Consider the following 12025-nt stretch of genomic DNA (forward strand, 5'->3'; position numbering starts at 1 on the left):
TGCTCCCCTACACATGGGTGAATATTCAGCTCACAGTAGTAAAGAGCTCTATTATCATGTTCTTGTTGGCGTTCCTCTATCAACAGATTTACTGATTCAATATCAGTGTTAATGCCACTCAGGTGAAAGGAATAGTAAAGATCGACTGTTCTGCTCCAGTTACGCATTACGTGCTCACTTACATTTAGGTACAGCATAATTTCAACTCCGTGTTTTTTTACTATGCTAACGACCAACTACCCTAGGTATCCATAAGTTATTCACTCATAAATACTTCGAAGTATCCGAAGTATTTATGAGTGGCAATTTAAATCCATGCTTTCCCCCAGCCGTTTGGTTAAAGATCCAAAAAAAATTGATCAGTTTTTTTCGATCATATTGAGCTGAATATTCGACTTTTTCATAGCTAGGTAAAAGCATATAAATGTCTTCTCATCATTTAAAGCAAGGACCTACCTATGACAAAAGTTTTTCGAGAAATGGTTGAGCATGACGCAGCAGGGGGAATTCTATTAATTCTCGCGGCTTTGGCGGCACTCATCATGGCGAATACAGCTTTCAATGGTTTCTACCAAGGTGTGCTTAACTTACCCGTCACCATTCAATTCGGCTCCTTTGAAATTGCTAAACCGCTATTGCTTTGGGTCAATGATGGCTTGATGGCACTGTTCTTTTTCTTGGTCGGCCTAGAAGTTAAACGAGAAATTATTGAAGGCCACTTATCTTCAAAAGACCAGATAATACTACCTGCTATTGCCGCTGTGGCGGGCATCATTGCTCCCGCTTTAGTTTATGTTAGCTTAAATCAACAAAATCCGGCGGCACTTCAAGGCTGGGCTATTCCATCGGCAACTGATATCGCCTTTGCTTTAGGTATATTTAGTCTGTTCGGCAAAAGCCTACCACTGACCCTCAAGCTATTCCTGCTCTCGGTTGCTATATTTGATGATATCGGTGCGATAGTCATTATTGCCATTTTTTACTCACAAGACCTATCAACAGCCTCTCTTGCCGTTGCCATTTCAGGTCTGTTTGTTCTAGGCCTGTTGAACCGATTCAAGGTGAGCAAACAAGCGGCTTACATTATTGTCGGTATCGTTGTGTGGGCAGCCGTACTCAAGTCAGGTGTTCATGCTACGCTAGCGGGTTTCATCGTGGCTTGGTTTATACCAATTAACGTGGCCACTGAAGACGGACACCCAATGTTAAAGCAAATGGAACACAGCATTCAGCCTTGGGTTGCCTTTATGATACTGCCTGTGTTCGCATTCGCGAATGCCGGTGTCAACTTAATCGGGATCGGCACTGATGATCTATTTAACTCAATTACATTAGGTATCGCGCTTGGGCTGTTTTTAGGCAAACAACTGGGAATCTTTGGCGCTTGCTGGCTGGCGGTGAGATCAGGTATCGCAAGCCTGCCAAAAGATACCACATGGCCTCAATTATATGGTGTATGCGTACTGTGCGGAATTGGTTTTACCATGAGCTTATTCATCGGCACACTCGCTTTTGAGAGCCATGACCCAAGCTATCACGACAGCGTCAAACTAGGTGTTCTGTTAGGGTCAGTTATGTCAGCTGTGATGGGGGCCATCATTATTATAAGAAGCCGAAACAATAAAGCTGTATAAAGCGGCACACTCTAATGCACCAACCTGCGCCAAAGAGGGCTGACTCGTTAAATAAATAGCACTCTTTGGTACAAAATTTCGTTTATATAGATCCACTAAGCAAAATTCAGCGTACAAACACTAGGTAGATATTATTTTTTATTTCCCTGATTTTTAAGACGAGGTGATTTCTGATATGTGGAATAAAGCACGAAGCAGTGCCCCCTTGCTCATCATAATAACTTTGCTGAGCCTCATATTGGAAGGCTGCTCACTACTTGGTATACGCACTACAGATGAGGCTCGCTATACCGTTGAAAAGAAGGTCGGCAATATCGAAATAAGACGATACGAACCTGTCATGATAGTTGAAACCTACGTAAATGAGCCCAACTTTCGTGATGCAACCGACCAATCCTTTAGACGTTTGTTTGACTATATTTCTGGGGCCAATGTTTCTGCCAATGACATTTCGATGACAGCACCAGTCATCGCTGAACCACAGGAAGAAAAAGGTAAAATAGTTGCGATGACCAGCCCTGTTATTGCGAGTCCGAGCAAGACTGAGAACGAACGGCAAGGCTGGATTTTGAAATTTGTGCTACCAGACAAGTTCACTATTAACAATTCTCCTCAACCTACAGACCCGCTTGTTTGTCTTCGTGAGGTTCCTGAGAAACGAGTTGCAGCGATTAGCTATTCAGGATTATGGAGTGAAAGCAATTATCAAAAACATGTCAATCAACTGAGTGACTGGCTCAACAGCAATAATTACTCTTCAATTTCACTAGCTAGTTATGCAGGGTACGATCCACCCTGGGCACTACCATTTCTGCGACGCAATGAGATATTAATTGATGTTCTACCTTAGGTTGATAATTGTGCTCGCCTTAGTGTCGAGCTCTGTTTCATTGAATGCTGAGCCATATCAAACCGGCAGTAAGGAAACGTCGCTAGTAAAAAAAAGCCAGGCTAGAAAACAACAGACTGGCTGGTTTTACGGTGCTTTTACAAGCATCAATTCCTCTTATTATGCCGGCGTAGGAGCTGACACGGTTGCCCTGCCTATTATAGGTTATATAGGTACTAGGTTTAGCTTTTTGGGGCCTCGTGCCAGCTATATCATACATCAGAGTGCTGAACTGGAAGCTTTGGCACTCATCACCTATAAGTCGGTCGGTTACAAACCGAACGACTCAAAGCATCTTGACGGAATGACGAGGCGCCAGAACTCATTGTTTGGCGGTCTGAGTACAAGCCTCAAAAAAGACAGACTGTCGTACACACTTAGCTATCTTCATGATTTACAGAACCATTCAGGCGGACAAGATTTCACCCTTGCAATGTCATACCGTTACAATTACGGGCCATTTTTTTTGACTCCAAAGATCTCTTTAAACTATTTGGATAGCGCGTACAGTAACTACTATTTTGGCGTGCGCGATCACGAATCCAATTCAGATAGACAAGCTTACACTCCCAACACGTCGATCAATCCGTCTGTTAGCCTTAACTTTGCAACGCCAATTTTTCTCAAAGGCTTTACCCGTGCCAGCGTGACACATTCCTGGCTGGACTCCTCGCTATATAACAGCCCTATTGTTAACAACAAAAACCATTGGAAGGTAAATCTTTCTTTCACCCGATTCTTTTGATTTCAAACCTGAATCAAGCTGATGCACCCTTCCAATAAGCCATTACTCCCTGCACTCAGTTTTCAATAACCATTGAGGTCACACAAAATGAACCAATCCAAGGCTGCAGCAATTATCATCGGCGCTAACGGGGGTATTGGGAGCGCAATCCTTAAACGTATGCAATCAGATAGAAGCATCACGACTATTTTTGCGCTGTCTAGGAACGAGCCCCAGAGAAATGAAAGTCAAAAAACAAAAACCGAATGGCTACAAACCGACGCCAAGCTTAGTTCGATTCAGGCTTGCTGCAAACAAATAGCGGACAGTCATATACCTATTCGATATATCGTGATCGCCAGCGGTTTACTACATAGTAAAGAACTCAACATAAAGCCTGAGAAACGTATCGAAGATATCAACTATGAAAGTCTGCATAGCGTTTTTGAGACCAACACGTTCATGCCGATTGTCTGGTTAAAAGAGCTGACCGGGTTACTGAATAAAAATTCAGCGACCACGATTGCTGTATTATCAGCAAGAGTGGGTAGCATTAAAGATAATCGGCTCGGCGGCTGGTATAGCTATCGAGCCTCTAAAGCAGCACTAAACATGCTTCTCAAGAATGCTTCTATTGAATACAGTCGTCGCTTTCCAAAAGCAAAAGTCATTTCATTCCACCCTGGAACCACAGACACCGAACTTTCAAAGCCATACCAAGCGGGCGTTCCAGAAGAAAAACTATTCAAGACCGACTTTGTCGCAGATCGGCTGCATCAACTCTTAGTTGAGTCAAAAGCAGATGGAAAGTTAAGTTTTAAAGATTGGAACAATATGGATATTGAGTGGTAGTAGGCCAGCTCTTGGCTTACTCAGAAACCTAAACCGAACCAAGCTACTAAGGTAACAATTGTTTTACTCAGCCTTTTCTACACGAGCCGTGTCGATTTCTAACTCATGAGTCAATGGCTATCATTGTTCTCCACGGGCGTCCATCACACACTGTATAGTTTGAGCATGTTTTTAGGCAGCCCCTGCAAGGTAATCTTAGGGTAGTGCTTTGTTTGCTGCGATGCTCTGTATCTACATTTTTACTTGTATTGGTAGCCATAAAATAACGCTCTCCTAGACTCGCTCTAATTCGAAAAAAAAGTCCCGCAAAGCGGGACAAAGGTAGATCGATTTAGATAACCACTTCTACTAAGGGGCTGTGATTACCGCATCGACTACATGAATAACACCATTTGAGGTTTCAACATCTGTAATCAACACCGTGGCATTTCCAACCATCAGCATACCCATATCGATATCTACTGTAAGATCTGTATCTGCACGCAATGTCGGTACAGCCGTGCCATTTGCTGCATAGGCAGCTATGGAGTCAATTTCTGTGCCGCTGATTACGTGTTGGCTCAAGATATCTGCCAAGCCACCTAAAGCAAGCACTTCACTAGGTGTACCCACTGCTGCGAACGCTGCATCAGTCGGTGCAAACACGGTGAACGGCCCATCCCCCACCAACGCAGCATCTAAGCCTTCTTGCTGAAGCGCGGCGAGCAAGGTTGTGAACTCTGCATCCACCTCAGCCCCTGCCAAATTAGTCACCAGCTCACCAATGGTAATACTGTCATCTGATAAAGCATCAGCTGATGGTGGCAATAGGACTTTATCAATCGCATGGATTATTCCATTTGATGTATCGACATCGGCAACAATGACCTTAGATGTGTTAATGAATAAGTCTGGGTCATCATAAGAAATTGCCAGATCTTTTGCGGTATATAACGGCGTTGTTGTATTGCCTGACAGGCTGATTGCGGTCAAAGCATCAACTTCAGAGTCCAATACATGATATTGCAGAATATCCCCAAGATTCGTTAGTGCAAGAATATCACCGGCACTATCAAACGCGTCATTATTTGCCACCAAGTCTGCAAAGGCATCATCAGTCGGTGCAAAAACGGTTAGGTCTGGCGTTGTCGCTAAAGTGCTTACTAAGCCAGCCTCAACGACGGCAGCCACCAATGTATCAAAGCGACCATCTGCTTGTGCCGTTTCAACAACATTGAAATAATTTGGTGGAATAAGAACCTTATCTATTGCGTGAATGATACCGTTGTCCGCAACAACGTCAGCGATCACAACTTGAGAGCGGTTAACAAATAGATCATCGCCAGAGACAGATACTTCAATACTCGACGTCTCAACAGTGGGTGTTGTGTTATCCATCATTCCAGCTAAGGATGTAGCTGCTGTCGCGTCAACCGTTCCAGATAAAACATGGTAAGTCAGGATATTAGCTAGGTCTGAACGCGCCAGGAACTCATCTGGCGTCACACCCAATGCTGTAAACAATGCATCGAAGGCATCGTCCGTCGGCGCAAATACTGTAAACTCTCCACCACTTAGGGTTTCACCTAAGCCTGCCGCCGCCACCGCAGCATAAAGTGTATCGAAGCTATCGTTGCAGTCAGCGATGTCTGCGATTGAACCCGTGCAAGACGCTGCGCTATCGTTATCGCTGTCACTACATGCTGACAATAATAGTGTTGAACTGGCAAACAACAATACGGATAAACTTTTGGCCCAAGAAAGCCTGTCTAAAAGTCGAGTGGACATAATGTGTACCTTCCCTAAATCATTCTTCAATTTCGTTTTGAGTTAATACCGACATCATTCTTACAAATTAAACATGCGTCGGTGACATTCATCTCGAGCGCTCAAACCAGTTTACGGGGAGGTTGTAAATTCGGATCACAATTAAGTTCTGTTTTCTAAAACGAAACGACATGAAAACACAAAATTATGATCCGTTTTCGCATTCTTCGAGTAAAGGTAATTAAACAGTGTCCGGAGAATAAGCACCTATGCTCGCTAAAGAATATGCTGAAACCAAGATTAGCAATACGAGTGGAAACCCTTATGACCTTGAGAATAATCAGCTGCCACAACTGCCTATCGCAACGCAAATGAAGCTCTATAAATCTATGGAGTCTTACGCCCTGTCACAGCTGGTTTTATTTGCTCAGTTTCCCAGACTACTGAGCTCTTTGAAGTCATTGGTCGAACTAATCGAGAACGAAACTCAAAAATACTTAAGAACCCAGATCTATAACGATGGAAGTGTCTATTTAAAAATCATTTCTCTCATCGATTCTCTTGAGGTAATCGACCATATCGAAGGTTCAAAGCAGCAGAGGAAAGCAGTAAGCAGAAAGCTGAAAAAAAACCTTTCACTTTGGAAAGTCCCTCGCCACCTAGTGATAAAAGTTATCAACGAACACATCAATCAAGAAAACACAGCAGACCAATTTCTTCTGTGTGATCAGGTCCACACGCTGGAAAAACTAAGTAAACAATATAAGAGCGAACGTAATGAACTAATAACTGCAAATTTGAAGCTTGTTTTTAGCGTAGCTGGCAAATTTAGATTCCTCGGAATGCCTTACAACGATTTAGTGCAGGAAGGCAGTATCGGCTTACTTAAAGCCATTGAGCGCTTTGATCCCAGTAAGGGGTTCCTCTTTTCGACTTATGCTTATACTGCCATTAGTCATCACATACATGCGGCTATCGAAAAGCAAGCAAGTGTCGTTCGTAAACCTTACGATCAACTCCGCGATAAAGCAATTGCCGACAAAACGAGGGCAAAGCTAGAACAGCAGCTATCACGACCTCCTAGAAGCCATGAGTTTAGAGCGAGTTTGCCAGATAACATCAGTAATAAAGCACCTTATGTCGAATTAAATACTCATGCGACCGCTAACACAGAATGGTATGCACAGTCTCCAGAACCTGAAGAACACGAACTCATTGGAAAAAACGAACAAGACCTAAAAACACAGGAGCTCCTGTACAAACGAGACCTAAAAAACATCCTAGGGAGCTTAGATCTACGAAAACAAACCATACTCCGAATGCGATATGGCATAGGAATCAACCGCACCTACACGCTAAAAGAGATCAGCGAGATACTCTTCATCTCATCTGAAAGGGTTCGCCAATTATCGCTTCAATCTGAAAAAGAGCTGAACACAATCTTAGAAAATGAACCAGACACCGATCTGGGCAATGGCAATTGAGATCCATTATTCAATTTGATTCGTAATGATTAATAATGAGAGGAAACGGACTATGAATTTATCAAATGCGATTATTAAAATCGACAAACTACGCTTACGAACATTTATCGGCTTTAATGAAGAAGAAAAAATTAAACAACAAGATATCGTCGTGAATGTCGAACTACATTATTCTGCCAATAAAGCCGCGCAATCAGATCAGGTGAAAGACGCGCTGGACTATAAGATCATTACCAAGCGAATCATTCAACTTGTTGAAGAAGGCAGATTCTTATTACTCGAGCGACTTGTAAAAGAAATTTTGCAAATTTGCACCACGAGTCCCCACACCACCTTCGCCAAAGTAAACGTTGAGAAACCACACGCGCTCCGGTTTGCTGATTCAGTATCACTGACAATGCAGGCCTCAATCCTACCTGAAACTTTGGAGAACTATGCCCATGCTTAGCCCTGAAGCCCAATTAGTTAAAAGCACCTTAGTTGAAATGGGACTTGAAACGCCTCTTGTTCAGACGCCATACACTGACGAACAAAAATATCAGCGAATTAAGGGTTTATTAGCCGAGGTCGTGGCAACTTTGGGGCTAGACCTTCAAGACGATAGCCTGGCTGAAACTCCACACAGAATCGCAAAAATGTACTTGGAGGAGATATTCTCTGGCCTGGACTATCAGAACTTTCCCAAAATAGCGGTTATCGAAAACAAAATGAATGTCGATGAAATGGTTAAAGTCAGTCGCATTAACCTGATAAGTACTTGCGAACACCACTTCGTCACGATCGATGGTTTAGCTAAAGTCGCGTATATTCCCGCAGAAAAAATCATCGGCTTATCCAAGATAAATCGTATCGTAAAGTTTTTTTCACAGCGCCCTCAAGTTCAGGAACGATTAACAAAGCAAATTTTAGTTGCGCTGCAAGTCTTACTCAATACCGACAACGTCGCAGTATCAATTAACGCAACACATTATTGCGTTAAATCCCGAGGTATTATGGATGCAAACTCTGAAACATCAACGACAGCCTTAGGAGGTTCCTTTAAAACCAACCCACAGACACGCGCTGAGTTTCTACAAGAGGCCCATCAATAATTGATTGCTACACAATCAATGGCGGGGACAAACACCATCGCTGTTTATCCCCAGAGCTATCGGCGTGATAGCAAGCAGCGCTGCGCCTAAACAGGCACAGCCAAACCAATCCTATCGCGCAAGCCAAAGCGATTAAGTAGCTTGTAGCTTTTCCAACCCAGCACACTAACCGATGTCATCACTCCTGCCATCATCGCGCCACCAATGCCACAGCTAAGCACATCCTGGCCAGTTAGATACAAGCCGGGAATTCGCGTCTCAGGTCGCAGCCAGTCTTGCTCAAAACGAGAAGGGTCATGATTAAGTCCATAGAGCTCACATTTTTTGTAGGCGCAGAAGAAGTTTGTCGACAAGGGCGTACTGGTTTCGTGATAGTCGATTTTACCTTCTAAGTGAGGCATTTTTTCATAGAGTGCTTTCAGCATACGCTCGGTAAACATGTCTTTGAGTGCTTCGTAGTCCGTGCCTCGTTTCCCCCATGGCTGGTCTTCCCACTTTTCAAACCATTCATAAGGACAAGGCGCAACGATTTCTATCGTCGACTTGCTAGGGTTCTTTCGCTGCCATTCAGGGTCTTTTGCAGACGGAAATGAAATATACACCGCAGGCAAAGGCTTATCTTTGTCATTCTCAAACGCATCCAAAGCACTATCGGCGTCATAATCAGGAAAGATCCAGAAGTTCGTCTTGGGTAGCTTCAATTCTTCAGTGCTGCCCTTCAAACCAATATACATTCCCAAGTGCGCTTTTGATGATTCAACTTCTTGCAGCTTTTTATCATAAGAGAACTTTTTGCTCAGCGCCTGCGGAACCAGGTCTTGAAAGGTATTCATTACGCCTGCAGCACTAATAACCTTATCTGCGTGAATGATATGACCATCAGACATCTCGACACCCAACGCGACGCCCTTTTCAACGACTATTTTTTCGACGCTTGCATAAGTAAGCAAGTCACCACCTGACTGTTGGATAACAGGAATAATCGTATCGGCTATTTTCCAGGCACCACCTTCTGGGTAGTAAGCACCCGATAAGTAATGTCGAGCGATCAGTGCATGAATTAAAAAGCTCGACTGCTTAGGAGGTAAACCACAATCGCCCCACTGCCCTGTTAAGACGCCAATTAACTTTTCATTTGAGGTCAGTCCACTTAAGACTTCATAAGTCGTCTTGTTGAAGTAGTCAGGCAGGCCGAAACGCTTGAGCAGCTTATAGGGCCGAGAAAGTAAGGTTGGCATCAACTTATCCATAACCTTAAGGGGCATGCACCGCGTAATGGCATCTAGCATTTTCAGATAGGAATCAATCGCTAGCTCTTCTTCGGGAAAGTGTTTTAACAAGTCTTGTTTGAAACAATCTCTACCCGCGCGCAAATTGTAAACATCCTCGCCAAAGTGGAAGCGATCGTAATTGCTATTTAGTGGCGCCCATTTCAATTCACCGTCAGTGATAAAGTCGAAAATTCTGCGCATTTGTGATTTAGGGTTGCCCATCTCACCGATATAGTGAACACCTACATCCCATTCGTAGCCATTGCGCGAGTAGCTGTGAGTGTATCCTCCAGCGGTGTAGTGTTGCTCTAATACCAAGACCTTTAACCCAGCCTTAGACAGCATAGCTGCGCTGGTCATACCGCCAATACCCGAGCCAATGACAACGGCATCATAATGACCGTCGACACGCGATGAGCGATAGCGTTTGCCCACTCTTAGCGTACTGGGTTTGAGTGTTTTCTTATTCGTGAGAGGCTGAACGGATTCCTTAGTCATAAGAGCAATTCCTACATGGATAATTAATGGTTAAATCACATAATCCAATTATTACGATTTATTTTAAGTATTGAATCATCACATACAGCAAAAAACTTACATCGTAAAGATTATAGGTAGTTGGCTCAGGAAGATAGTGTCAGTATCAAAATAGTTTTTGTGTGCTCCCGACACCTTAAGTGGGCTAAGAACACCTTATTAAACAAAAAACCGTTAACCAGATAACATTTTAGTATGCTTATACTAAATTTTATCACTATATTCCAACACCTAATGTTGTTTTTAAAACATTACAACCTCTTTTCATACACACATGGAGTTTTATTAAACGTATGAACCTACACCTTAAAACATTATCTTTATTGCTTCCGCTTACCCTACTGACTGCCTGTAAGAATGAAATCACACCAGAATGGGAGCAATATTACTCTCATGCCAGTAGCAATGAATCTCGAGTTGAGTGGCTATCAAATGTCGCCGTCGATGGTTATGGAGAAATAATCAGCGGCGGATCAACGATCCGAACAGGCACGGACCGCCAACAAAATATTTTGCTGGTTAAGCGAAGCAGTGATGGTGAATTAATCTGGTCAACCGATATTGACCTTGCGAAAGGCAACTATCGAAGTGACGATAAGATAACTGATCTCACCCTAGATAGTGACGGTAACAGCTATGCCATTGGTGTTAGCTATATTGTCGAAAATGACATTCAACGCTATGGCTCTTTCCTCGTTAAAGTAGATACTTATGGAGAACTAGTGTGGTCTATTGAGCTATCTAAACACGATGATGCGCGCGATCTAGAGATCCATCAAGACCAGTTATATGTTACAGGTTTTGCCACCCAAGTGTTTAACTTAGATGGCGTCAAACAACTTAAAATTGAACATGAGAAAGCATGGGATATCGAGGTTAATGATGCCGGCGACATCCATATTGTCGGCGCAGAAAAAGCAGCGAAATACAATGCTGCAGGGCAACTGGCCTGGGCTGTTGATTTACCTGCAGACCTTTACCTTCAAGCCGCTCTCGCAGTCCTATCTGATGACAGCATTGTTATCGCGCACAATCAACAAGATGATTCAACACGCATAGCCGGTATCAGTCCAAACGGTCAACCATCCTGGAGTAAAACCTACTACCCGCCACAACAAAGTTATGGACTACCGGGCCCGGCTTTACTGAAGGCAGATTGGCGAGACAATGTAGTGCTCAGCCTTTCTAACGACAAGTCCAGACGCCTAGTTAAATTGAATGAGCAAGGGCAAGAGCTGTGGCAAACCACGAGCCAAAATATTGTTCAAGACTTAGCGCTTGATGAAGACAGTGCAGTGTATGTTGTCGGTGGTGGTAACAACGAGAAATTTGATTCAAGTGGCCAGTTCATCGGTGCAACCGTAGCGACCTCAGGCACTCAAATCACGACAGGCTCCATCGCATTAGAAGGCAATAATATGTACATTGGATATAGCGCAGTCAAGGACGGTGAAATTCAACATTATTTAGCGAAGTTCTTGAACCAATAGAAATACCCAGTCTCACCCTTAAAACAGATTGAACAGGTTTAAATATGAGGTGTTAAGCGAAGGCCTAGATGGAATAGGCCTTCGCGATGAAATCTAGGTTATGCCTTGAGGCTTTGTAAGAACGCGGAAACCATGGAAAGAAAACCCCGCAATTGTCGCAATGCATGACCCTAAACGACGGCACTTCAATTTACTTAAGGTAAGTGCTAAGAGGCTAATCCGAAATACTCTGTCAACGAAGGAATGGGTTCAACATTCGACCAAAAAAGCCCGTCATTTTCAAAGGAGCATCCATCACAGCAAAGCA

11 protein-coding genes are annotated in these 12025 nt (G+C 43.4%); 8 read left to right on the top strand and 3 right to left on the bottom strand.

Annotated features, from left to right (window positions below; translation table 11 throughout):
- On the bottom strand, positions 1 to 197 hold a 197-nt coding region (locus A3756_RS28910), incomplete at its 3' end, for a hypothetical protein (protein ID WP_231875630.1).
- Between the two features lie 261 nt (positions 198 to 458).
- Here A3756_RS28910 and nhaA point away from each other — a divergent pair.
- The 4 genes from nhaA to A3756_RS24315 all read left to right on the top strand — a co-directional run bounded on the left by nhaA (position 459) and on the right by A3756_RS24315 (position 4099).
- On the top strand, positions 459 to 1634 hold the full coding sequence (nhaA, locus tag A3756_RS24300) for a Na+/H+ antiporter NhaA (protein ID WP_068554918.1): 1176 nt from the start codon (positions 459 to 461) through the stop codon (positions 1632 to 1634).
- 175 nt (positions 1635 to 1809) lie between these two features.
- On the top strand, positions 1810 to 2484 hold the full coding sequence (locus tag A3756_RS24305; RefSeq protein ID WP_068515449.1) for a heme-binding protein: 675 nt from the start codon (positions 1810 to 1812) through the stop codon (positions 2482 to 2484).
- Between the two features lie 40 nt (positions 2485 to 2524).
- On the top strand, positions 2525 to 3268 hold the full coding sequence (locus A3756_RS24310) for a MipA/OmpV family protein (RefSeq protein WP_197470016.1): 744 nt from the start codon (positions 2525 to 2527) through the stop codon (positions 3266 to 3268).
- An 87-nt stretch (positions 3269 to 3355) separates the two neighbouring features.
- Entirely contained in the window at positions 3356 to 4099 is a 744-nt protein-coding gene (locus A3756_RS24315) for an SDR family NAD(P)-dependent oxidoreductase (RefSeq protein WP_068515443.1), read from the top strand.
- Between the two features lie 348 nt (positions 4100 to 4447).
- On the opposite strand, the gene A3756_RS24320 is transcribed toward A3756_RS24315, so the two are convergent.
- Entirely contained in the window at positions 4448 to 5866 is a 1419-nt protein-coding gene (locus A3756_RS24320) for a fasciclin domain-containing protein (protein WP_068554920.1), read from the bottom strand.
- A gap of 248 nt (positions 5867 to 6114) precedes the next feature.
- On the opposite strand from A3756_RS24320, the gene A3756_RS24325 reads away from it, so the two are divergent.
- From A3756_RS24325 to folE, 3 genes are read left to right on the top strand one after another with little or no spacing between them, the layout of a single operon-like run.
- Entirely contained in the window at positions 6115 to 7329 is a 1215-nt protein-coding gene (locus tag A3756_RS24325) for a sigma-70 family RNA polymerase sigma factor (protein WP_068554922.1), read from the top strand.
- A 52-nt stretch (positions 7330 to 7381) separates the two neighbouring features.
- A complete protein-coding gene (folX, locus tag A3756_RS24330; protein WP_068515436.1) occupies positions 7382 to 7777 on the top strand; it encodes a dihydroneopterin triphosphate 2'-epimerase in 396 nt (131 codons plus the stop codon).
- Entirely contained in the window at positions 7770 to 8420 is a 651-nt protein-coding gene (gene folE, locus A3756_RS24335; RefSeq protein ID WP_068515433.1) for a GTP cyclohydrolase I FolE, read from the top strand. Before folX ends, folE begins: the two co-directional genes overlap by 8 nt.
- A gap of 86 nt (positions 8421 to 8506) precedes the next feature.
- On the opposite strand, the gene A3756_RS24340 is transcribed toward folE, so the two are convergent.
- Positions 8507 to 10189, bottom strand: coding sequence for an NAD(P)/FAD-dependent oxidoreductase (locus tag A3756_RS24340; protein ID WP_068515429.1), 1683 nt, complete (start codon positions 10187 to 10189; stop codon positions 8507 to 8509).
- Positions 10190 to 10521: 332 nt separating this feature from the next.
- On the opposite strand from A3756_RS24340, the gene A3756_RS24345 reads away from it, so the two are divergent.
- Complete coding sequence (locus A3756_RS24345; protein WP_068554924.1) at positions 10522 to 11718, top strand: PQQ-binding-like beta-propeller repeat protein; 1197 nt, start codon at positions 10522 to 10524, stop codon at positions 11716 to 11718.
- The last annotated feature ends 307 nt before the right edge of the window (positions 11719 to 12025 follow it).

The sequence above is a fragment of the Oleiphilus sp. HI0086 genome, assembly GCF_001635225.1.